The following is a 21,878-nucleotide window of genomic DNA, read 5'->3' as shown; positions in this document are numbered from 1 at the left end:
GCACTATATCCATTACTACAATCACGAGCGGATTAAGACCAAATTAAAAGGCCTGAGTCCGGTGCAGTACCGAAATCAGGCCTTGGCTGCTTAGTTTTTCACTGTCCAAGTTTATGGGGTCAGTTCAGAAGCTGCCCTTTTGGGTTTATAACATTCACTCTCTGCGTCTACTTATTATCGGCTAAACGGCGCTCAAACAGCGCCTGTCGCTCTTCAACATCGGGTTGGTAGCGAACGCTGATAAAACTTAGCGCGCGCAGGGCATCCTCGGGATGCTGGTCATCGCGCAGCGCCATGGCAGTAAAACCACAGCGGCGCATATACTCCAACTGATCCACCAGAACATCACCCACCGCGCGCACTTCGCCGCTATAGCCGTAGCGCTCGCGCAGCAGGCGGGCGATGCTGTAGCCACGGCCATCGGTGAAGGCAGGGAAGTCAATCGCGATGGCTACGGCATTACCAAGCTGTTTGCCTAATTCGGCCGTCAGCTCGGTATCGCTGGTGAGTAGTGGTGCCAGCTCAGCGTCTTCCTGATTGGCCTGCCACAACGCCAGCGGCACAAACGCTGGGCGCTGTTCGGGCAGGGTGTCTGTATCGTAGGAAACACACCAAGCGTTTTCCGCCGCAAGCTCGCCATTGAAAATTAAGTGATCGACATGAACCGGTGTCTGTTCAACCGCTTCAGCTTGCGTCTCATCAGGTTTATTAGGCGCAGGGCTATTAGGCATAGACACGCTCCTTAAAGGGTTTTAAGCCAATACGGCGGTAAGTATCCAAGAAGCGTTCGTCCTCATGGCGCTGTGACACATAGACTTCCAATACTTTTTCAACCACATCCGGCACGTCTGAGCGGAAAAAGGATGGGCCTAAAATCTTACCAAGCGAGGCATCGTCGGTGGAGTTGCCGCCAATCGATATCTGATAGAACTCTTCGCCTTTTTTATCCACGCCCAGGATGCCGATATGACCCACATGGTGGTGGCCACAAGCATTCATGCAGCCGGAGATATTCAGATCCAGCGGGCCAAGGTCATACAAGAAGTCGAGGTCTTCAAAACGTTCCTGCAGCGCCTGGGCAATGGGAATGGAGACCGCATTAGCCAAGCTGCAGTAGTCGCCTCCAGGGCAGCAGATAATGTCGTTGAGCGTGCCCACGGTGGGGTTCGCCATACCCAACGCTTCAAGCTCTTCCCACAGCGCTTCCAGTTCATCGACCGGTACGTCAGAAAGCACCAGGTTCTGTTCGTGGGTAACACGCACTTCACCAAAGCTGTAGCGATCGGCTAAATCTGCGACGGCTTCCATTTGGTCAGCGGTGACATCCCCAGGCGCGTGCTCGCGGCGTTTCAGTGACAGCGTTACGGCCTTATAGCCGGGCACTTTGTGGTCGGTCACGTTGTTGGTGACAAAGCGTGCGAAGCTGCGGTTTTCAGCGCGCAAGCGGTCAAAATCCTCGTTAGCGCTCTCTGCAACCGGGCGACGATCAGGCTCAGGGAAGTGAACTTTGGCTGCGTCGACGGCTGCTTGGTTAAGCGTTTGCGGGCCGTCTTTCAAATGCGCCCACTCTTCTTCCACCCGGCGACGGAACTCCTCAATACCCAGGGCTTTTACCAGGATTTTAATCCGCGCCTTGAACTTGTTATCCCGGCGACCAAACTGGTTGTAAACCCGTACACAGGCTTCCAGGTAGGTGAGCAGATGCTGCCAGGGCAGATCTTCACGTACCACGTCTGCAATCATAGGAGTACGGCCAAGGCCGCCGCCGGCTAGCACTTTAACACGCAGCTCGCCGTCGTCGTTGTGCCATAGGCGCAGGCCAATATCGTGCACTTGAATCGCCGCACGGTCTTGGGCCGCACCGCTGACCGCGATTTTAAACTTACGCGGCAGATAGGCGAATTCCGGGTGCAGAGTCGACCACTGGCGGATTAATTCGCACCAGGGACGTGGATCTTCCACTTCATCGTTGGCGATGCCGGCAAACTGGTCGCTGGTGGTGTTACGAATGCAGTTACCACTGGTTTGAATCGCGTGCATTTGTACTTTGGCGAGATCTGCCAAAATATCCGGCACGTCTTCAAGGGCAGGCCAGTTGAGCTGCAAATTTTGCCGGGTGGTAAAGTGGCCGTAGCCGCGGTCATAGCGGCGGGTGATCTCAGCCAGGGCACGCAGTTGGCTACCCGCCAGCATGCCGTAAGGAATCGCAATACGCAGCATAGGCGCATGGCGCTGAATATAGAGGCCGTTCTGCAACCGTAAAGGGCGAAACTCCTCTTCTCCCAAACGCCCAGCGCGGTAGCGTTCCATTTGGTCGCGGAACTGAGCGACACGCTCGTCAACCAGGGTTTGGTCGTGAATATCATAACGGTACATGTGGCACGATCCTGCTAAAAGCGAAATGGTCACGTTGAGACGGACGTTAATGTAGCGTCACCTTAACGCGGGCGTCATATTCTTCAAAAGAATATATAATTATCTTTTTATCTCTAAAAGCTATTTAGAACACCTATTATGGGTCAGGCAGCCGGTTAGAAAGCAGGGGCCAGCCAGCGGCGTCGTTGCCATACCCATAAAAAGCCGGCTGAGTTTATCAACCGGTAGAGCAGTTGCATAAGCCAGATACCTAATAAGCCCTGGTTTAAACCAATCCCGACCCACCAGGCCAGGGGTAAAAAAAGTAGCCACTGCATCCCCAGGGTCAACATCATCACTGTGCGTTGAGCGCCCGCGCCCATTAAAGCCTGGGCGAGCACTAAAGCTGCGGCATCCAGCACAATCATCACGCCGGTTATCTGCAACGGGAGTTTACCCAGCGCCACTAGCTCGCTACTGCTGAAAAATATCCCAAGTACCTGTTCAGGTATCACTAACATCGGCAGCGCCAGCACAAGTAAAAGTAGCCATGCGACTCGCAGCGCATCCAGACCCCAGCGGTGGGCTTCGTGCTGAGCATCTCGGCCTAATGCCTCACCCACCAAGCTCATCGCCGCAACGCCAATCCCCACCCCCGGCAAAATTAGCAGCAGTGAAAGATTAATCAATACATGGCCAACCGCGACACTGGCCGTGCCTAGCTGGCTAAGTAACCAAATGAGTACCGCATAACCCGCTGCAAATAAAAACTGCTGCAAAGAGTGAGGAGCGGCAAGTAGCAAGGTCGTACGCAGGGTGGCTAAGCAAGGCATGCGTGTCAAAAAATGCTGGGTAAATGGGCTTTTTATGCTCACCCAACACCAAACAATCAAGCCAATAAACAGCGATAGTGTTGTGCCAGCACCCGCACCGCTCGCCCCCATTTTGGGTAGCCCGGCGAATCCATAGATCAACCCCGCACTGGCCGTCACATTAATCAAGTGAACCGCCACGATGATACGCAAGTAGAGATGCGTTTGCTGGCGACCGTTCCAGTAGCCACGAAAGCAGAGCGTTAGCGCAATGGCCATTAGTGACACCACCCGCCAACGAAAATAATCAACGGCGACGCTTTGCACATCATCGGCTTGGCTAATCAAACCAATCAGCAGTGGTGCTTGCCACCAAGCCCAGACGGACAACGGCAGGCCAACCACAAGCCCAATCACCAGCCCCGAGTTAAGCGGATGGGCAATATCCGCGTGGGCAGCCCCCTCGCGCTGGGCGGTTTGTGACTGCACGCTGGAGGAGAGGCCAAACACAAGAGCGCTGAGCATAAACATGGCGTAACCGCCCACGCCAACACCCGCAAGCGCTACCTCGCCTAAATGCCCCACCAGTACGGCATCGATCAAGTTAAGCATGCTCTGGGAGAGCATGCCCAACATGATCGGAAAAGCTAAGCGCATGACCTTGCCATGGCGGCCGGGAACAAACAGCATTAATTAGCTCGGGTCGTAGGAGAGTACTGGTGAGAGCCAGCGCTCCATCTCCTCAAGAGGCATCTGTTTGCGCTCGGCAATGGCCTCGACCTGATCCCGGGTAATCTTACCGGTGGAGAAGTACTTCGACTGGGGATGGGCAAAGTACCAGCCGGAAACCGCTGCCGCAGGCCACATGGCGAAGTTTTCGGTCAACGCCAAACCGGTATTTTCGGTGGCATCGAGCAGCCGGAATAACGTGGCTTTTTCGGTATGATCCGGGCAGGCAGGGTAGCCGGGGGCAGGGCGGATGCCCTGATACTTCTCAGCGATCAGGGCATCGTTGTCCAGCGTTTCTTCCGGTACATAGCCCCAAAACTCTTTACGCACCCGTTCATGCATGCGCTCGGCAAAGGCCTCCGCAAGGCGATCCGTCAAGGCCTGCACCATAATCGCATTGTAGTCATCGCCTGCCGCCTCATAAGCTTTGGAGAGCTTATCGACGCCGTGACCGGTAGTGACCGCAAAGCCACCAATCCAATCGGCTTTGCCGCTCTCTTTGGGGGCAATAAAGTCGGCCAGACTGTAGCAGATACCGTCGCGGCCTTTGGTGGTTTGCTGACGAATATGATGCAAGCGCTCGACGACTTCGCTGCGCGACTCATCCGCATAGACCTCAATAACGTCGTCATCGACGCTATTGGCGGGCCACAGGCCGATAACACCACGGGCCTGAACGCGCTTTTCATCGACCAGCTTGCGTAGCATCACTTTGGCGTCTTCAAACAGGTTGCGGGCTGCCTCGCCGACGACTTTGTCGTCGAGAATTTTGGGGTACTTGCCCGCTAGCTGCCAGCTCATAAAGAACGGCGTCCAGTCGATGCGTTCGATCAGTTCTTCCAGATCGTAATCATCGAAGGTTTTTAACCCCAACATATTGGGCTCGGCGGGAGTGTGGTTGTTCCAGTCGGTGCGGAAACGCCGCTTGCGCGCCTGGGTGTAGTCCAGATCCGCCGCTTTGGGGCGGCGCTTGGCGTTACGCTCACGAACTTTTTCGTACTCTTCACGGATTTCGGCGACGTAAGGTGTTTTTAAAGCAGGCGTCAATAATTTGCCCGCTACACCAACGGCCCGGGAGGCGTCGGTCACGTAAATCACCGGGTGCTCATACTGGGGCTCGATTTTGACGGCAGTATGCGCTTTTGACGTGGTGGCACCGCCAATTAGCAGCGGTAGATCCATATCGCGGCGCTGCATCTCTTTGGCGACGTGCACCATTTCATCCAGCGACGGGGTAATCAGGCCCGAAAGACCGATAATATCGGCGTTGTGATCTTTGGCCGCCTGTAAGATTTTGTCGGCGGCGACCATAACACCAAGGTCAATCACTTCGTAGTTATTACACTGCAAGACCACGCCGACGATATTTTTGCCGATATCGTGAACATCGCCTTTGACCGTGGCCATGACGATTTTACCTTTGGCTTTGGTCTCTTCGCTCTTCTCGGCTTCGATATACGGGATCAGGTAGGCCACGGCCTGTTTCATCACCCGCGCAGACTTAACTACCTGGGGCAGGAACATTTTGCCGTCGCCAAACAAATCGCCGACCACGTTCATACCGTCCATCAGCGGGCCTTCGATCACTTCAATAGGGCGTTCGGCCTCGGCGCGGGCCTGTTCGGTGTCCTCCTCGATATACACCGTAATCCCTTTAACCAGTGCATGCTGAATACGCTTGTTCACCGGCCAGCTACGCCACTCAAGATCCTCTTTCTTAGCCGCGCCGCTACCGTCGCCTTTATACTTATCGGCAATATCCAGCAAACGCTCGGTGCCGTCGCTACGGCGATTGAGCACCACATCCTCTACTGCGTCGCGTAGCTCGGCGGGTAGGTCGTCATAAACGGCGAGCTGGCCCGCGTTGACGATACCCATGGAAAGGCCCGCGCGGATCGCATGATAAAGGAACGCCGAGTGAATCGCTTCGCGCACCGGGTTGTTGCCACGGAACGAGAACGAGACGTTAGACACACCACCCGAGATCATTGCGTGGGGCAGGTTTTCGCGAATCCACTGAGTCGCTTCGATAAAGTCGACCGCGTAGTTATTGTGCTCCTCAATACCCGTGGCAATAGCAAAGATATTAGGGTCGAAGATGATGTCTTCGGCGGGGAAGCCGATCTCATCAACCAACAGGCGATAGGCGCGCTGACAAATTTCGGTTTTGCGGGCGAATGTGTCTGCCTGGCCTTCTTCGTCAAAGGCCATGACGACAATGGCAGCGCCAAAGCGGCGGCACTTGGTCGCCTGTTCGCGGAAGGCGGCTTCGCCCTCTTTAAGCGAGATGGAGTTCACCACCGCCTTGCCCTGGACACACTTGAGGCCCGCTTCGATGATCTCCCACTTGGAGGAGTCGATCATAATCGGCACACGGGCGATATCTGGCTCGCCGGCGATCAAGTTAAGGAAGCGCTCCATGGCTTCCTTGGACTCGAGCATGCCCTCGTCCATATTGATATCGATGACCTGGGCGCCGTTTTCGACCTGCTCCAGGGCGACTTCCAAGGCGGTGGTGAAGTCCTCTTCTACTATCAAGCGCTTAAAGCGTGCCGAGCCGGTAACGTTGGTACGTTCACCAACGTTGACGAAAAGTGAATCAGATTCAATATTGAACGGCTCAAGACCGGATAAACGGCAGGCGCGGCTGCGCTCAGGAATTACCCGAGGCGTCATATCGCGAACCGAATCAGCAATGGCGCGAATGTGCTCAGGCGTGGAGCCACAGCAGCCGCCGATAATATTCACCAACCCGCTGGCAGCAAACTCGCTGACAATCTCCGACATCTCTTCCGGCGTTTGGTCGTACTCACCAAACTCGTTGGGCAGGCCCGCATTGGGGTGGGCGGAGACAAAGGTATCGGCTTTGGTAGCGAGCTCTTCCAGATAGGGGCGCAACTCCTCGGCACCCAAGGCACAGTTCAAGCCTACCGACAGCGGCTGAGCATGACGTACCGAGTTCCAGAAGGCTTCGGTGGTTTGACCTGACAGCGTACGCCCCGAGGCATCGGTAATGGTGCCGGAGATCATTACCGGCAAGCGCTCGCCGCGGTCATCGAACAGCTCTTCCAGGGCATAGATCGCGGCCTTGGCGTTAAGCGTATCGAAGATGGTTTCGATCATGATCAGATCGGCACCGCCTGCAATCAGCGCTTCAGCGGCTTCATAGTAGTTCTCACGCAGCTCATCGAAGGTGACGTTACGCTTGGCGGGATCATTCACATCCGGCGATAGCGACGCGGTGCGCGAGGTGGGGCCTAACACACCGGCAACATAGCGGGGCACGCCGGTTTCAGCGGCCACTGCGTCGCAGACCTCACGGGCTAGGCGCGCTGATTCACGGTTGAGTTCAACCACCAGCGATTCCATGCCGTAATCAGACTGTGACAGCTGAGTGCTATTAAAGGTGTTGGTCTCAATAATGTCGGCACCGGCTTCCAGGTAGTCACGGTGAATCCGCGTGACCACTTCGGGGCAGGTTAGCGCGAGCAGATCATTATTGCCTTTGAGATCCGAGGGCCAGTCGCTAAACCGTTCGCCGCGAAAATCTTCCTCGCTCAACTGGGCATTCTGCAGCATGGTGCCCATGCCGCCATCCAGAATCAGGATACGTTGGGCAAGGCGTTGGGTGAGGGTCGCGATCAAAGCACTATCAGCCATGGCAGGGGGAGTTCTCCAGCGTCACAGTCGTCAAAGGGGATGTTGTTATCGTCGGAAAAGCAGCATCTGTCGTTATAAGGCGCATAATGATAACAAAAGGGATGGCAAAAGGCGCCCCTACGGAGGCTATACGCAAGATAAGGAAAGATAATTAATAGTCGCTCGTAAAAAGAGCCGTTTAAAATAGCCGACTAAAACAGTCGGGATTGTGTCAGCGCGCTGTTTTGCTTACCATAGACACAAATGACATGTGAAGTGGCGCCGCCACTACCACGGGAGGAAGACAGCCCTCATGACCACGACTAGCGAAAAAGAAACCAGTGTCGATACCCAAGGTATTGATATTACAAACAGTGCGCAAGAATACTTGGCAGAACTGCTGGAAAAGCAGAACGTTGAGGGTATTGCCGTACGCATTTTCATTACCCAGCCGGGCACACCCTACGCGGAAACCTGCCTGGCTTACTGTCGTCCCGGCGAAGAAGAACCCACCGACGTTCTGCTTGAGCTCGAGAAAATCAACGTCTTTCTCGATAAAAACAGCTTAGCGTTTTTGGAAGAGGCGGTAGTGGATTTCAACGCCGACCGCATGGGTGGCCAGCTAACCATCAAAGCGCCCAACGCCAAAATGCCCAAGGTAAATGCGAATAGCCCGCTGGAAGACCGTATCAATTATGTGCTTTACAGCGAGATCAATCCTGGGCTGGCGGCCCACGGCGGCGAAATCAAGCTGGTGGAACTCACCGAACAGCAGTACGCGGTGTTGGCCTTTGGCGGCGGCTGCCAGGGTTGTGCAGCGGTTGATTTAACCCTGAAAGATGGCGTTGAGAAAACCCTGATGGAGCGCATTCCAGAGCTTGCCGGTATTCGCGACGTTACCGATCACAGCGATACCACCAACGCTTACTACCGCTAAATAAGCGATAGTAAGGCTCAAAAGCCCAGCTTGAATCGCTGGGCTTTTTTACGTCTACTGGCCTGGCTCACTGCTCTGTTTTGAAAGCGCATCGGGCAGCGCCGTTAGCTGTGTTTGTAACGCTTCCATACGGCTCCAAAGCTTCTCTTGCCACGCTTGCTGTAGCGCAGCCTCGCGCTCGGCATGCTGTTGAGATTGGCTGTTTAGCGCGGCTTTGGCCTCATCTAGCTGCTGGGTCAGCGCTTTCTCTTGCTTCTCCAATGCCGTCATTTGCTGTTTCTGCTCACTTAGCTGTTGCTCGCGCTCACTGGCTTCCAGCTGTAGTTGATGCAGGGCCTGCTGCTTTGTCTTTAGCTCCTGACTCAATGTCTCAATGCGCTGCTCAGACTGCTGCAGACGTTTTTGGAAATTCTTCTCTTCCTGGGCACGCGCCTGCTGAGCACTATCCAGCATCGCCATCAGCCTTCCTTCGGCCGCCTCATGGCGCTGTTCTTCCTGTGCTAGGCGCTGCTCCCACGCTACCTGCTGCTCGCTGAGGGCATTGCTATGCGCATCGCGCTGTGCATCTGCCTGGCTCTCTAGCTGCTGCTGTACCTGCTTCAGTTGAGTTACTTCTTCTTGGGATGCTTCGGCTTGTTGATGCCAGTGATGTTCGCTGGTTTGACTGGCGGCTAATTCCCGGTTTAACGCTTCCATGCGCTGCTCCATATGACGCAAGTGCTCGGCGAGGGCGCTTTCGCGCTGTTCGGCGTTAGCGGCCTGCTGTTTAGCGTCCTCCGCGAGCTGCTGGGCCTCTGCCACTTGGCGATTGGCATCTTCGCGATAATGGAGCAGCGCTTGATTCGCTACCTCCTGGGCCTCGCGCCATAGCTTGCTGGCCATGGTCACCACGACTTCCGGCACACCCTTGGGCGGCGGCACGTCGCGATTCTGTTCCCGCTCACTGCGCCACAAGCGAAAGTGATCACTAATCGTCGTGAAGCTGCCGGTGCCCAGCACATCGCGAATACGCTGCACGCTGGGCGTGTCGCCCCGGGCCAACAGGGCATCAATGGCTTGTTGAACATCGCTGTACTGAATGCCGTTGCGGGCCATGAAATGATCCTTCCTTGAGAGCTTCTGTAACCACCATTGTCGGGACTTGTCGTATAAAAGGCAACAATTACGTATTATGTAATACGTAATTTTATTTATGATAATGTGCATAAATTCAAGATTACCCGTATTATCTTGAATTTATAGGGCTACAGGAGCACACTTAAGGCCAGATAATATAAACATCGGCTAAAAAGAAGAGAGTGGCGACGGGCATGGCGAACGAGGTTATTACACCCACTGGTCAACTACAGATATTGAAAGATTCGCCAAATGGCGGTCGTATTAGCGCCCAAAACGATGCCCAGGCAGTGACCGCATGGCTTGAAGAGTACGTGGATAGCCCACAAACCTGGAAAGCGTACCGTCGCGAAGCGGAGCGGCTGCTGCTCTGGCTCGCCAGCCAAGGGCACACGCTGGCCGATATCAACCGCGAAAACCTGCGCCGCTTTGAAGCCTTTCTCGCCGACCCACAGCCAAGCGAGCAATGGGTAGGGCCCTCCAAACCCCGCGCGCACCCGTCGTGGCGGCCATTTCGTGGCGGTTTATCACCCGCCAGCCAACGCCAAAGCCTGGTGATACTGCAAGGGATGTTTGCCTGGTTGGTGGAAGCAGGCTGGGTTCACCACAATCCGTTTCGCTTGATGCGCGATAAATCGCGGCGCCTGAATAATCAAACGCCGCGTGTTGAGCGCTATTTGGAAAGTGATTTGTGGGCGTGGCTGTGGGAGTGGCTGAATAGCCCGTTAGAGGCTGGGGAGGGCAGTCGTGCCCGTTTTGAACATTCACGACGGCGCTTTATCTTTGGCTTTGCCTATTTGCTGGCACCGCGCATCAGCGAGATGGCCGATGCACGCATGGGGGATTTCCAGCGCAGCGAAGGGCGCTGGTGGTGGCATGTGGTGGGCAAGGGAAACAAGATGGCGCGCATTCCGTTGCCTGACGATATGCTTGATTGTTTGCGCCAGTGGCGCCATACGCTGGGATTGCCTGAATACCCTGAGCAGTTTGAAGCTGAAGCACCGGTGCTTCGCGCTCTGGATGGACAGCGTGGCCTGGGCCATAACCAGCTTTATCGGCTTATTCGCGCAACGTTTCAGCAGGCGGCACAAGCACTTGAAGATATTAACGGAGCATCGGAACATGTGACCGCGCTTAACCTGGCAACGCCGCACTGGTTACGGCACACATCGATCACCCATCAGGCTCAATCGGGTATTAGCCTGCGTCATCTGGCCGAAAGCGCTCGACACGCACGCCTCGACACCACCTCACGCTATCTCCATAGCGAAGACAACGAGTGGCATCTTGAACAGCAGCGACATCGATTGACTGTTTCCGACACAACCTCCCTCAAGACACCTTCGAGCCGTTATAATGGCCACAATGAGTAACCCTATGACGCAAAATGTCAGTCGCCAATATTCAGCCAATTCCAATAGAGAAGGAAATAGCATGAGCACTTCCGGCGCCGAACAGGCCCAGCAAGAGCTAATCGAAGATTTCGAAATATTTGATAACTGGATGGATCGTTATCAGTACATTATCGATATGGGCAAGCAACTGCCTGACTTTCCCGAAGAGTGGAAACTCGAAGAGTTTAAGATACAGGGCTGCCAGTCAAACGTGTGGATGCGCCATGAGGAGGAGGGCGATAAGCTGGTGTTCAAAGCGACCTCCGATGCCGCCATCGTATCCGGCCTGATTGCCGTATTGCTGCGCATTTACAGCGAACGCACCGCCGCTGAGATTCGTGCTACCGAGCCACACTTTTTGGCGGATCTGGGATTGGATAAGCACCTTTCACCTACGCGCAGCAACGGCCTGCATGCCATGCTGGAGAGGATCTACGCGGTAGCGCAGCAGAAGTAGGAAAACAAGCTAGCGAGGGTGATGGTCACAGCAAGAGGGCGGCGATCCCTTTTCGTCATCCTCGCGGCAAAGCTGTTCGCTGCGGCCACCGGGCACCGGATCCATACCGCCAGGATTGCCCGGGTGGCACTTAACGATCCGCTTAACGGCCATCCAGCCGCCCTTGATGGGCCCATGCACCTGAATCGCTTCAATCGTGTAGGACGAACAGCTCGGCCAGAAGCGGCAGCGCGGGCCTAAAAGGGGGCTGAGCGTATATTGATAGACTCTAACGCAGCCAATCATCACCTTCATCAATACCCAACGCGGGCCTGAGCGCAGGGCTGATATTAACCGAGTCATAGCTTGCATAGGCAGAACTAGGTTTTTTTGCCGTACAGGTCGTCAGGATCAATCAGCGGATTGCTGGTAATTGAGGCCTGCTCTCCATCCACGGCAATATAGAAACAGCTGCGCCGCCCGGTGTGGCAAGCAGGCCCTGTTTGTTCAACTTGCAACAACAGCGTATCACCATCGCAATCCAACGCAGCAGAAACAAGCTGCTGCTGCTGGCCCGATGACTCACCCTTGCGCCACAGTTTTCCCCGCGAGCGCGAATAGTAGCAAACACGCTGGGTGGTTAACGTCTCTTCCAGCGCCTCACGGTTCATCCAGGCCATCATCAACACTTCGTTAGTATCGTGCTGCTGAGCAATGGCAGGGATCAAACCATCAGCATTAAAACGCACCGCGGCTAGCAAAGTGGCCACAGCGGGAAGACTATCTTCTGGGGCAGCACGCTCGAGTTGCTTAAACAGAGCATCCGGCGCGACGTGATCAAAACGGGACATAAATTACTCGCTAACTGTTCGGCAGTCCTGACAAAGCCCTTGAAGCTCAATGGTTTGGCGCTCAACGTTAAAGCCCTGGCGTTTTGCCAGCGCCGCCAGTTGATCGCTTATCTCGTCCAAGTGCAGCTCTTCGACATAGCCGCAGTGACGGCAAATCAGTAGTTGAAAACCATGCGCATGCTCTGGGCAAGCGCAGGCCACGTAGGAGTTCTGCGACTCAATGCGATGCACCAAGCCTTGATCAATCAAGAACTCAAGCGCCCGATAAACCGTCGGGGGGCGGGCAGCAGCATGCTCAGTAGAGAGCTTATCGAGCAGGTCATAGGCTTTTAGCCCGCCGCCATTTTCGGCGATCATCTCCAGCACACGTCGGCGAATAGGGGTGAAGCGGACGCCGCGGATATGGCACTGAGACTCCGCCTGCTGTAGTAGTGTACTCGCTTGGGTCATGGGCAACTCGTTGAACGTTGTTAGCCTAGGCTCTCGTTAGTAGTCTACGCGCCGGTGGAAGCGGTGTCAGAGCTTTCTACCGATTCGCTGTCTACCAGCTCACTTTGTCGCGCAAAATGGTGCTGGGCAAAAGCTACCCGTTGTTTAGCGGGCACGCCATCGGGTTGACGTTCAATCAGATCGAGGCGACGGCGCAAACCTTCACCATTGGTCATTTGAATAGCCAAGCCAGGCCTGGCGTTGAGCTCAAGCAGCATCGGCCCGTATTTACGATCCAGCACCATATCAGTACCCAGGTAACCTAGACCGGTCATTTCATAACAACCCGCCGCTAAGTTAAGCAGCGTTTCCCACTGGGGAACGACCAAACTTGCCAGATCGTGCCCCGTGTCCGGATGACTAAAGCAAGGGCGGTCAAACTGAACGGCGCGCAGGGCAGCCCCGGTAGCGATGTTCAAGCCAACGCCTACCGCCCCTTGGTGCAGGTTAGCTTTGCCGTCGGATGCTGCGGTGGAAAGGCGCATCATGGCCATCACCGGGTAACCCTTGAAGACGATAACCCGGATATCAGGAACACCTTCATAGGTGTAATCCATCAGGCTTTCATCGAAATTAATCAGTGTTTCAATCACCGCCACATCAGGCGAGCCGCCCAATGAGTAGAGCCCCGACAGAATATTCGACACATGTCGCTCAACGTCGGTAAGAGAGAGCGTGGTACCACTAGGCTTGATAAAGGCGTTATCTTCGACCTTTTCAATCACCAGGATGCCCTTACCGCCGCTTCCCTTAGCAGGCTTGATGACGAAGCCCGCGTGCCCCGTGAGCATGGCGCCAATATGCTTAACGCCAAATTGGGTTGTTACGGTGCCAATCAGCTCGGGCGTGGTAATCCCATACTGCTGAGCCAGTAGTTTGGTTTTAAGCTTGTCATCGACAAGGGGATAGAGACGGCGGCTATTATATCGGCCAATGTAGCGAATATTACGCCGATTCATGCCGATAATACCTTTATCCCGCAGGCGCGTGGGCCACGTCCAATTCTTCAGCCAACTCATGAGGGCTTCTCATCGTCAGTGATCGGCTTGAAGCGACGCAGCTCCAATAAACGGTAGCCAGTGTAATTGCCCAGCAGCAAGATCAACGCCATCAATATCAACTGAACGCCCAGGAAGTTGAAGGTGATATGACGTACCCAGGGGTTATTCATCGCCAGGTAGGCAAGGATAGCCGTGATCAAACTGCCGCCGCCTTGGATTAGCACCTGCTTAGGGCCTTCCTCTTCCCAAAGTATCGACATCCGCTCGATGGTCCAGGCCAGGATGATCATCGGGAAGAAGGTGATCGTTAAGCCAGCACTGAGCCCCATGCGGTAGGCCAATACGGTGAAGATCGAGATAATCGCAATCACCGTTATGATCACCGCCGAGACCCTGGCCACCAGTAATAAATTCAAGTAGGAGAGATAGTTACGAATAATCAGACCGACGGCAACGATAAGCAGGAAGCCAATCAACCCCGTAGGAAGGGTGGTTTGAATGAAGGCGAGGGCGATCAGCACCGGCATAAAGGTACCGGACGTTTTGATGCCCACCAGCACACGCAAAAACACCACCATTAACGCACCAATGGGAATCAGCAAGATAGTTTGGAATAGCGCTTGCTCCTCCAGTGGCAGGCTGTGAATGGAGAAATTCAGTAGCGTATCTTCAGAGTAGTGGTTGCGCACCGCCGCCGAAGCAGGCTGGTCATGGGTCATCATTGAGAAAGAAACCCGTGAGTTGGTGCCGCCCTGAACTTCTAATACCGCTCGACCACCGGTTTCCCATAGCAGCAGGTTGTCAGGCTTACCTTGCTCACCCGTCAGTGGATGGAAAATTGACCATTCTTCACCTGACTCGTTAAACACCTGAATCCAACTGCTAAGCGTTTGGCGACGACGACCATCTTCCAGAAGCAGGCCGCTCACTTCACGCGCTAATACGCCCGCCTGGTTTAGCAACCGCACCACCAAGGCCGCCGGATTCTCTTGCGTCAGCAGCAGGCGGGCATTTTCAGATTGACGCTCGCCGTTAATATCACGTATTAACTCACGGGCGAAGGTGGCGTTATTGGCACTGCGCGCCCAGGCTTGTTCGATAAGCTGATTAGCCGCAGTGTCATAGGGGCTTTCCCAAGGCGTTGTGACGGGGATTTCAGGGGGTGTCTGCACCGGCGAGCGAGCATCTTGAGATACCAGCATCTGAACCGAGTAGTATAATGTTTGGCTACCCATTGCTTCACGAATAGTCCAGCGGGCGGTGCGGCCTAAATCATCCGCCTGATAAGCAAGCCCATACCCTGATGATGCGGTGTTTTCAGTCAGTACACGGTAGCCTGCCTGATGGGAAGGCAACGCCAAGTCGACCTGGACGGGGCCGTCCTGAGCATTAAAGGTAATGCCCGCCTCAATCTCCCACACCTGGCGCTGTTCACCAGGCAACCATGGAATTTCAAACTGCACATGGCGGTGCACGCTGGTCGCTACGCCCGCGACTAGCAACAGGCCGACAATAATATAGAACATTAACCGTGACATGGAGATTCCTTTCCTCGTGAAGCGTCAGAGCGGTTACTCTTCGCTATCGTCTTCGTCAACTGCTTCATCTTCAGCAGCTTGGTCCGCTGGTTCGCCACCAGGAAATTCGGGGCGCTCATGCAAGTAAGTATCGGCTACATCAATTACCGCAATATCCATCAAAAAGCGCCGTCCTAGCAGCACTGGATAATCGAGATGAGAGCGGTCATTGAGGGTAAATTCGACATTTTCACGGATCGGCCCTAGAGTCATTAACAGAGAAATGACGGGGCGTGACTCTTCGCCAGAAGCTTGAACAATGCGCACTCGGCGCACGATAGGCGCTTCAACCCACTCATCGCGCTGCGACTCAACCGCCACGTCGTCGTCGTTCAGCGCCAACTTGAAGCGCACCCAATCTTCACCGTCACGCTCGAAGCGAGTGATCTCGGCAGCAGAAAGGGACGAGGTGTTGGCTCCTGAATCGACTCGCGCTTTGAGGTAGGTGCCAAGGCTTGGTAAGCCAACCCATTCGCTGCGGCCCAGTAACGTTTTAGTGGTCAAGCTCTCATCAATCTCACACTCTTCACGTATGATGACCGGCTCTTCACCGCGAGCTTCCAATTGCTGTACGTCTTGGCGGAGGTAACGCAATAAACTGCCCACTTCACGCATATCAGCGGTCAATGCCTGCTGGTGATCAAGCTGGCGTTGCTGCAAATTAATGCGGGTGTCACATTGTTGCGTTAGCTGGCTCTCTAACTCCAGGATACGAGAATTGAATGAGGCTTCGCTTAAAGGGGGCGGTTGATTCGTTTCCGGCTGGGTTGCTGCACAGCCTGCGATCGAAAGCGACAAGCCAGCGATAAGCCACAAAACACCTGGGCGCATAACGAGAGATATCCTTGGACAATAGGTTGGGGAATGATAAGGAGATGGGGGTCTAGTGTCCAACGCCATCATCGCTTTTGGAGCACCTATTTTATCTAATTTAACATAATATATATTAAGCGAACCAGTGATGCCGCTATGGGTAAAATTGCGCTCGTCCATTCAGATCAAAAAAGGCAGCCCGCATATTTAGCAGGCTGCCTTCTTATCTATCTCACGCTAGCACGATTTACTCTGGGGCTGCGTATGAGCCATCTTCCTGGTGAACTTCGTTGCCCGTAATCGGCGGTGTAAATACACATGCTAGGTGCATGGTTTTATGCGCACGCAGCAGATGTTCATCGTGCTGGTCGAGGATGTAGATATCACCCGGCTTGATAGGCCAAATCTTGCCATCAGCGAGTGTTTCTACCTCGCCCTCGCCTTCGATGCAGTACACAGACTCATAGTGATGTTTGTAATGAATATGAGTCTCAGTGCCTTCGAAAATTCGTGTGATATGGAAAGAAAAGTTTCCATCGTCGTTGGCCAACACCAGGCGTGTGCTGTCCCAGTTACCATTTTCGGCGGTCACTAGGCGCTCTGTTTTACGCGCTTCTTCAATATTACGAACGATCATAGGAGTACTCCTTAGCAAAGCAGCTGGTGACTACCAGCCGCTATATCCCTAACTAAAAACTGTGAGCTACTGCTTCAGCGTAACGCTTAATCCTACCGCCAGGTTATTCGCTAGCAACAGCCTTAACGCACATTTCGAGAATATCCAAACCTTTCAGCAGATCTTCATCGCTAATGGTTAGCGGGCATAGGCACTTAACCACTTCACCATCCTGACCACTGGTTTCGATTACCAGACCATGCTCAAAGGCTTTACTGGTAATTTTATCGGCAATATCACCCGACACGACGTCAATACCGCGCATCAAGCCACGACCACGTTCAGTGGCAGGCATGCCGTGCTCCGTTAACAGCGCTGCTAACTTCTGGAAGCGCTCTTCTACAATACGCCCTTTGCGCTGAACATCACGCTCAAAGGTGTCATTAGTCCAGTATTTTTTCAACGCAGCGGTGGCAGTCACCATCGCCAGGCTGAAACCACGGAAAGTGCCGTTATATTGACCCGGTTTCCATTTATCCAGCTCTGGGCGCATCAACACATGGGCAAATGGCAGGCCAAAACCGGAGAGCGATTTCGAGTTGGTAATAATGTCAGGTGTAATACCCGCGTGTTCGAAGCTAAAGAACTTACCCGTACGGCCACAGCCTGCCTGAATATCATCAATAATCAGCAGAATGTCGTGGGCACGGCAGATCCCTTCGAGACGCTTTAACCACTCCAAGCCTGCAACGTTAATACCGCCCTCACCTTGCACGGTTTCAATGATGACACCCGCTGGAATATCCAGACCACCAGATTTGTCGCTGAGCAGCTTTTCAAAATAATCCAGGGTATCGGTATGCTCACCCATGTAGCCATCGTAAGGCAGGAAGCTAGCGCCCTGGGTGGGTATGCCACCCGTGGCTTCACGGAATTTACGATTACCCGTGGTCGCCAAAGCCCCCATGGTGACGCCGTGGAAACCATTGGTGAAGGTGACAATGTTGTGACGGCCTTTAGCCACACGAGCCAAGCGGATAGCGGCCTCTACGGCATTGGTACCGGTTGGGCCAGGCAGATGCACTTTATAATCCAGCCCGCGTGGCTTGAAAATAACTTCTTCCAGCGTTTCAAGATAATCACGCTTGGCATTGGTCCACATATCCAAACCGTGAACAACACCGTCAGTCGACAGGTAATCAATCATCGCCTGTTTCATGTGCGGATTATTGTGGCCGTAGTTCAGCGTGCCCGCGCCGGCGAGGAAATCAATGTACTCACGGCCATTCTCATCGGTTAGACGCGCATTTTGCGCTTTGGTAAACACCACCGGAAACGAACGAGAATAAGTACGTACATTGGATTCCATGCGTTCAAGCGTCTGGGTCTGCATTAGCGACCTCCTTGGTTGATCATTTTAACTTTAGGCATTACTTGCCCGAAGCAACATGAGCGGGAAAAACGGTAAGTCCGATACGTGTATCTAGCAAAACGACGTATTAGATGCGATCTGTTTGGAACGGGCCGATACGAACCAGGTTTTCCGGGTCATGCTCTCCTCCGAGCTGTTCGGTAGAGAAGTATTCGCGGCTATTGAGCGGCGCATGCCAGCGTGCCGCCAAGCGACGGAATAAGCCCCAAGAGGCTAGATTGTCAGGGGTGATGGTGGTTTCAAGGTGATGCACATCATCAAGCTCAGGGCGGGACATAATAGCCTCGACCAAGCGTCGCGCTAGCCCTGTACCACGTGCTTTTTCACCGACAGCCACTTGCCATAAAAAGTAGGTGTCTGGAGCATTATCCTTAACATAGCCAGAAACAAAACCAACGATTTCGCCCTCTTCATTGGTAGCCACTGCGCAGGTATCACGAAACTGAGTCGCCAGTAGCAAGTAAGCGTAGGCTGAATTCACATCCAGCGGAGGGCAAGCTTTGACCAGCTCGTAAACTCCCCAGCCATCATCCGCATTGGGTTTGCGAATAAACAGCGGCATCTCCGCATGACCCACAACAGCATCAGCCACCGTTGGCCTAGCAAGGTCAGCAGAGGGGGTAAAAGGTTGTGTCGGCGTACTCATAGTTATGCTTCGCTGTAGCGAATTTGATGTTCATTATAACAGCTGATTATGAGCAATTCAAAAATCATATTATTCTACACCTCGCTTTCCATAATTTTTTGTTATGATCGAGTAGCATAACCACCGCTCACCGCTATCTCTTTTAGAATAGTGCAAGTAGCCTACAAAAAAAGGCGCGCCCATGGGCACGCCTTCACTTTTAATATGCTTATCTGCGTGTCAGCGTACGCAGCGTGACGAACTCCTCGGCCCCCGTTGGGTGGATGCCTACGGTGCGGTCAAAGTCCTGCTTGGTAAGGCCAGCTCTTACCGCGATAGCAATTCCCTGAATAATTTCACCCGCGTCATCTCCGACCATATGGGCCCCTACGACCACATCGGTAGCATCGTCCACGACCAGCTTCATTAAGGTGCGCTCTTGGCTACCCGATAGGGTGTGCTTCATGGCGCGAAAATCGGTGCTATACACGCGAATATGGGTGAATTTTTCCCGCGCGGCCTCCTCGGAAAGACCCACGGTACCGATGTTGGGATGGCAAAAAACGGCGGTAGGGATCGTAGTGTAGTCCAACGGCTTGGGAACCGTATCGGCAAAGTGGGCGTCGACAAGCTGCATCGCCTCAGCCAGTGCTACCGGTGTTAATTCCGGCCCAGCCGTCAGGTCGCCCAAGGCTAAAATTGAAGGCAGCGCTGTTTCAAACCGCTCGTTTACGGGGATTTTGCCCGCCTCATCCAGGCATAGGCCCAACGCTTCAAGCCCTAGCTCACGGATATTCGCCTTGCGCCCTGTGGCTGCGAGCACCACATCGACTTCAAGCACGTTGCCGTTGGTAAGGTGAACATTGTAGCCGTCTTGGCTGCGCTCAATACGCTCGATGTTAGTGTTGAAATGGAGGTTGACTCCCTTTCTTTCCATTTCCGCGCAGGTGAACTCGCGAACCTGTTGATCAAAGCCTTTTAAAAACAGCTCGCCACGGTAGATGAGGTGCGTCTCGCTGCCCAGACCATTAAAGATACTCGAAAATTCCACCGCAATATAGCCACCGCCAAGCACTAAAAAGCGCTTAGGAAAAGTATCTAGATCAAAAATCTGATTGGAATCCAGTGCGTGTTCACTGCCAGGAAAATCGGGTACCCAGGGCCATCCACCAGTAGCCAGAACGATTTTTTGTGCAGTCACCGATATATCGCCATGCTCGCCGCTTAAGGTCACCGTGTGTGCATCGGCCAAGCGTGCTCGTGCATTGAAGAGCGTTACTCCAGCGCCTTCCAGCATGCGCTGATAAATGCCATTCAGACGTTTGATTTCACTGATTTTGTTGTCGCGCAGTGTGGCCCAATCGAAGCTGGCGGGGCCAGGCAGCTGCCAGCCAAAACCTGCCGCATCATCAAAACTGTCATGGAAATGGGCAGCGTAGGAGTAAAGCTTCTTGGGCACACAGCCAACGTTGACACAGGTTCCGCCCAGGTAGCGATCTTCGGCAATGGCCACTTTGGCGCCGGTAGCCGCGGCCATACGCGCGGTGCGTACACCACCAGAGCCTGCGCCAATAACCAGAAGGTCATATTCGTATTCAGAAACGTCTGCCATGATTTGCTCCTGGGGAGTTAGAATTCGTATGAATCAATATCGGGTTGCCCATTGGTCAAGTGCAGTGGTTGACCTGACTACCCGGGAAGGTTAAAACCTTCTGCTGCTATTTTGTACTGGCCTAGGTTATACAAGGCCTAATTCCACCCTGAGTAGGGCTTTGATAACCCGCTTATCTACCAGCGACTTAACGCCCTTTAACTTTTCTGGAGACGCTATGTCTGACCCTATTGCGACGCTACTCGACAATAATCGCGCCTGGGCTGAGCGTATGTGCGAAGAAGACCCCGACTACTTTAAGCGCCTTTCGAACCAGCAGAACCCCGATTATTTATGGATTGGCTGCTCCGACAGCCGAGTACCGGCGAATCAAATTATTGCACTCCCGCCTGGGGAAGTTTTCGTACACCGCAACGTCGCCAACTTGCTACACCACACCGATATGAACGCCCTCTCCGTGGTTCAGTTCGCGGTGGATGTTCTTAAAGTCAGCCATATCATGATTGTCGGTCACTATGGCTGCGGGGGCATTAAGGCCGCCATGATGGGAGGCGAATGTGGCGTGGTGGATTACTGGCTGCACTCAGTGCGCGAACAGTACAACCATCACAGGAATTCGCTTGACCACCTCCCACTGGAAGATCAAATCGATCGCATGTGCGAGCTCAACGTGAAAGCCCAGGTAAACAGTTTGTGCCGCACCAAAATTTTGCAGCGCGCTTGGCAGCGAGGTCAGCAGATTTCGGTGCATGGCTGGGTCTACGGATTAAGCGATGGCCGCGTTAAAGATCTTAACTGCACCGTAAGTGGTTTAGAACAAGTGGAAACACTTTACCGTATTGACCGCATCCAGCAAGGCGATTAAGCACTCCCCCAATGCCTACCGCTACGCTTAGTCGTAGCGGTAGGCACGATGGCAGCTCTTACAGCTCGCGCCCACTTCTGAAAGCGCTCGGGCAGTGTTTCGAGTATCCTCTTGCTCGGCTACATCAATTAAATTAGCGATTTTATCCTCCAGATCGCTAAAACCGGCGGCGAACTCACCCCACTCTTCCCATATGGATGCCCGCGCTTCAGAACCACTGCCGTGGGTGCCCTCAATAAACGCAGGTAGCAAACGATCAGCGCTGGCACGCTCTTGCAGCTCAAGTAACCGCGGCATTGCAGCCTCAAGATCTTGATTATTGATTAGATCAAAGCGCAGCTGACGCACCAGACTTTCAATATCTTTAAGCTCTTCTCGGCGCCAAACCACGGCTTCGCGCTCACTTGCGAATGGCGTGTCGCTGACGGCTTGGGGCATGGCCAGGGCGCTCGTTTCCTCGCCTGCCCAAGCCAGCGGCGTGCAGAGCATTAATGCTAAAGCGCTGGCTGCCGTGCCGCGGGGGGAAGCCCACTTCAGGTAATGGCGTTGCTGCATAATGGCTTCCTGTCGATGATTCGG

Annotated in this window: 21 protein-coding genes; 5 read left to right on the top strand and 16 right to left on the bottom strand. The window is 54.0% G+C overall.

The window, feature by feature from the left end:
• A partial coding sequence (locus ACW17M_RS06240) for an IS3 family transposase (RefSeq protein ID WP_161463789.1) occupies nt 1-94 on the top strand: 94 nt, incomplete at its 5' end.
• 73 nt (nt 95-167) lie between these two features.
• Here ACW17M_RS06240 and ACW17M_RS06235 read toward each other — a convergent pair.
• From ACW17M_RS06235 to metH, 4 genes are all read right to left on the bottom strand, one after another.
• Nucleotides 168-731, bottom strand: a complete 564-nt coding sequence (locus tag ACW17M_RS06235; protein WP_457547058.1) for a DUF934 domain-containing protein — start codon at nt 729-731, stop codon at nt 168-170.
• Nucleotides 724-2,376 carry a nitrite/sulfite reductase gene (locus ACW17M_RS06230; protein WP_027959435.1) on the bottom strand — a complete coding sequence of 551 codons (1,653 nt, stop codon included), beginning with the start codon at nt 2,374-2,376 and terminating at the stop codon, nt 724-726. The genes ACW17M_RS06235 and ACW17M_RS06230 overlap by 8 nt, the downstream gene beginning before the upstream one ends.
• 155 nt (nt 2,377-2,531) lie before the next feature.
• On the bottom strand, nt 2,532-3,857 hold the full coding sequence (locus ACW17M_RS06225; protein WP_457547057.1) for an MATE family efflux transporter: 1,326 nt from the start codon (nt 3,855-3,857) through the stop codon (nt 2,532-2,534).
• A 3-nt stretch (nt 3,858-3,860) separates the two neighbouring features.
• The gene (gene metH / locus ACW17M_RS06220) at nt 3,861-7,556 is read right to left on the bottom strand and encodes a methionine synthase (RefSeq protein ID WP_457547056.1); all 3,696 of its coding nucleotides are present in this window, start codon (nt 7,554-7,556) and stop codon (nt 3,861-3,863) included.
• A 292-nt stretch (nt 7,557-7,848) separates the two neighbouring features.
• Here metH and nfuA point away from each other — a divergent pair, with 292 nt between their 5' ends.
• Nucleotides 7,849-8,472, top strand: a complete 624-nt coding sequence (gene nfuA, locus ACW17M_RS06215; RefSeq protein WP_457547055.1) for a Fe-S biogenesis protein NfuA — start codon at nt 7,849-7,851, stop codon at nt 8,470-8,472.
• A 54-nt stretch (nt 8,473-8,526) separates the two neighbouring features.
• Here nfuA and ACW17M_RS06210 read toward each other — a convergent pair whose 3' ends face one another.
• The gene (locus tag ACW17M_RS06210; RefSeq protein WP_457547054.1) at nt 8,527-9,567 is read right to left on the bottom strand and encodes a DNA-binding protein; all 1,041 of its coding nucleotides are present in this window, start codon (nt 9,565-9,567) and stop codon (nt 8,527-8,529) included.
• A gap of 215 nt (nt 9,568-9,782) precedes the next feature.
• On the opposite strand from ACW17M_RS06210, the gene ACW17M_RS06205 reads away from it, so the two are divergent.
• Nucleotides 9,783-10,961 carry a tyrosine-type recombinase/integrase gene (locus tag ACW17M_RS06205; RefSeq protein WP_041158462.1) on the top strand — a complete coding sequence of 393 codons (1,179 nt, stop codon included), beginning with the start codon at nt 9,783-9,785 and terminating at the stop codon, nt 10,959-10,961.
• A gap of 61 nt (nt 10,962-11,022) precedes the next feature.
• On the top strand, nt 11,023-11,439 hold the full coding sequence (locus ACW17M_RS06200; RefSeq protein WP_027959429.1) for a SufE family protein: 417 nt from the start codon (nt 11,023-11,025) through the stop codon (nt 11,437-11,439).
• 9 nt (nt 11,440-11,448) lie between these two features.
• Here ACW17M_RS06200 and yidD read toward each other — a convergent pair whose 3' ends face one another.
• The 10 genes from yidD to gorA all read right to left on the bottom strand — a co-directional run bounded on the left by yidD (nt 11,449) and on the right by gorA (nt 20,434).
• Nucleotides 11,449-11,781 carry a membrane protein insertion efficiency factor YidD gene (gene yidD, locus ACW17M_RS06195; protein WP_027965443.1) on the bottom strand — a complete coding sequence of 111 codons (333 nt, stop codon included), beginning with the start codon at nt 11,779-11,781 and terminating at the stop codon, nt 11,449-11,451.
• A gap of 17 nt (nt 11,782-11,798) precedes the next feature.
• Complete coding sequence (gene hisI / locus ACW17M_RS06190) at nt 11,799-12,269, bottom strand: phosphoribosyl-AMP cyclohydrolase (RefSeq protein WP_027959427.1); 471 nt, start codon at nt 12,267-12,269, stop codon at nt 11,799-11,801.
• Between the two features lie 3 nt (nt 12,270-12,272).
• On the bottom strand, nt 12,273-12,719 hold the full coding sequence (locus tag ACW17M_RS06185) for a transcriptional repressor (protein WP_027959426.1): 447 nt from the start codon (nt 12,717-12,719) through the stop codon (nt 12,273-12,275).
• A gap of 44 nt (nt 12,720-12,763) precedes the next feature.
• On the bottom strand, nt 12,764-13,777 hold the full coding sequence (locus tag ACW17M_RS06180; protein ID WP_009286711.1) for an alpha-L-glutamate ligase-like protein: 1,014 nt from the start codon (nt 13,775-13,777) through the stop codon (nt 12,764-12,766).
• On the bottom strand, nt 13,774-15,297 hold the full coding sequence (locus ACW17M_RS06175) for an inactive transglutaminase family protein (RefSeq protein WP_457547053.1): 1,524 nt from the start codon (nt 15,295-15,297) through the stop codon (nt 13,774-13,776). Before ACW17M_RS06175 ends, ACW17M_RS06180 begins: the two co-directional genes overlap by 4 nt.
• Nucleotides 15,298-15,330: 33 nt before the next feature.
• The gene (locus tag ACW17M_RS06170; RefSeq protein ID WP_022523469.1) at nt 15,331-16,167 is read right to left on the bottom strand and encodes an ATP-dependent zinc protease family protein; all 837 of its coding nucleotides are present in this window, start codon (nt 16,165-16,167) and stop codon (nt 15,331-15,333) included.
• 229 nt (nt 16,168-16,396) lie between these two features.
• Nucleotides 16,397-16,786 (bottom strand): ectoine synthase, encoded by a 390-nt coding sequence (locus ACW17M_RS06165; RefSeq protein ID WP_457547052.1) that lies wholly within the window; start codon nt 16,784-16,786, stop codon nt 16,397-16,399.
• Nucleotides 16,787-16,889: 103 nt separating this feature from the next.
• Nucleotides 16,890-18,158, bottom strand: a complete 1,269-nt coding sequence (gene ectB, locus ACW17M_RS06160; RefSeq protein WP_009286707.1) for a diaminobutyrate--2-oxoglutarate transaminase — start codon at nt 18,156-18,158, stop codon at nt 16,890-16,892.
• Between the two features lie 106 nt (nt 18,159-18,264).
• Nucleotides 18,265-18,843, bottom strand: coding sequence for a diaminobutyrate acetyltransferase (ectA, locus tag ACW17M_RS06155; RefSeq protein ID WP_009286706.1), 579 nt, complete (start codon nt 18,841-18,843; stop codon nt 18,265-18,267).
• Between the two features lie 208 nt (nt 18,844-19,051).
• Nucleotides 19,052-20,434, bottom strand: coding sequence for a glutathione-disulfide reductase (gorA, locus tag ACW17M_RS06150; protein WP_009286705.1), 1,383 nt, complete (start codon nt 20,432-20,434; stop codon nt 19,052-19,054).
• Nucleotides 20,435-20,651: 217 nt separating this feature from the next.
• On the opposite strand from gorA, the gene can reads away from it, so the two are divergent.
• Complete coding sequence (gene can, locus ACW17M_RS06145; protein WP_022523472.1) at nt 20,652-21,299, top strand: carbonate dehydratase; 648 nt, start codon at nt 20,652-20,654, stop codon at nt 21,297-21,299.
• Nucleotides 21,300-21,326: 27 nt separating this feature from the next.
• Here the strand turns inward: can and ACW17M_RS06140 are convergent, their stop codons facing one another.
• Entirely contained in the window at nt 21,327-21,854 is a 528-nt protein-coding gene (locus ACW17M_RS06140; RefSeq protein ID WP_009286703.1) for a cytochrome c, read from the bottom strand.
• Nucleotides 21,855-21,878: the final 24 nt, after the last annotated feature.

Source organism: Vreelandella sp. 2A-K22, from assembly GCF_054065485.1.
The sequence above is the reverse complement of the archived record's forward strand: the minus strand, read 5'-3'. Positions and strand labels throughout refer to the sequence as shown.

Excerpts from the sequence above, each read along its gene's own strand:
- ACW17M_RS06185 (WP_027959426.1), bottom strand. The coding sequence starts at position 12,719 with ATGACCCAAGCGAGTACACTACTACAGCAGGCGGAGTCTCAGTGCCAT.
- metH (WP_457547056.1), bottom strand. The coding sequence starts at position 7,556 with ATGGCTGATAGTGCTTTGATCGCGACCCTCACCCAACGCCTTGCCCAA.
- ectA (WP_009286706.1), bottom strand. The coding sequence starts at position 18,843 with ATGAGTACGCCGACACAACCTTTTACCCCCTCTGCTGACCTTGCTAGG.
- ACW17M_RS06230 (WP_027959435.1), bottom strand. The coding sequence starts at position 2,376 with ATGTACCGTTATGATATTCACGACCAAACCCTGGTTGACGAGCGTGTC.
- ACW17M_RS06170 (WP_022523469.1), bottom strand. The coding sequence starts at position 16,167 with ATGCGCCCAGGTGTTTTGTGGCTTATCGCTGGCTTGTCGCTTTCGATC.
- ACW17M_RS06205 (WP_041158462.1), top strand. The coding sequence starts at position 9,783 with ATGGCGAACGAGGTTATTACACCCACTGGTCAACTACAGATATTGAAA.
- ACW17M_RS06175 (WP_457547053.1), bottom strand. The coding sequence starts at position 15,297 with ATGTCACGGTTAATGTTCTATATTATTGTCGGCCTGTTGCTAGTCGCG.
- yidD (WP_027965443.1), bottom strand. The coding sequence starts at position 11,781 with ATGACTCGGTTAATATCAGCCCTGCGCTCAGGCCCGCGTTGGGTATTG.
- hisI (WP_027959427.1), bottom strand. The coding sequence starts at position 12,269 with ATGTCCCGTTTTGATCACGTCGCGCCGGATGCTCTGTTTAAGCAACTC.
- ACW17M_RS06200 (WP_027959429.1), top strand. The coding sequence starts at position 11,023 with ATGAGCACTTCCGGCGCCGAACAGGCCCAGCAAGAGCTAATCGAAGAT.
- ACW17M_RS06180 (WP_009286711.1), bottom strand. The coding sequence starts at position 13,777 with ATGAGTTGGCTGAAGAATTGGACGTGGCCCACGCGCCTGCGGGATAAA.
- can (WP_022523472.1), top strand. The coding sequence starts at position 20,652 with ATGTCTGACCCTATTGCGACGCTACTCGACAATAATCGCGCCTGGGCT.
- nfuA (WP_457547055.1), top strand. The coding sequence starts at position 7,849 with ATGACCACGACTAGCGAAAAAGAAACCAGTGTCGATACCCAAGGTATT.
- ACW17M_RS06210 (WP_457547054.1), bottom strand. The coding sequence starts at position 9,567 with ATGGCCCGCAACGGCATTCAGTACAGCGATGTTCAACAAGCCATTGAT.
- ACW17M_RS06140 (WP_009286703.1), bottom strand. The coding sequence starts at position 21,854 with ATGCAGCAACGCCATTACCTGAAGTGGGCTTCCCCCCGCGGCACGGCA.
- gorA (WP_009286705.1), bottom strand. The coding sequence starts at position 20,434 with ATGGCAGACGTTTCTGAATACGAATATGACCTTCTGGTTATTGGCGCA.
- ectB (WP_009286707.1), bottom strand. The coding sequence starts at position 18,158 with ATGCAGACCCAGACGCTTGAACGCATGGAATCCAATGTACGTACTTAT.
- ACW17M_RS06225 (WP_457547057.1), bottom strand. The coding sequence starts at position 3,857 with ATGCTGTTTGTTCCCGGCCGCCATGGCAAGGTCATGCGCTTAGCTTTT.
- ACW17M_RS06165 (WP_457547052.1), bottom strand. The coding sequence starts at position 16,786 with ATGATCGTTCGTAATATTGAAGAAGCGCGTAAAACAGAGCGCCTAGTG.
- ACW17M_RS06235 (WP_457547058.1), bottom strand. The coding sequence starts at position 731 with ATGCCTAATAGCCCTGCGCCTAATAAACCTGATGAGACGCAAGCTGAA.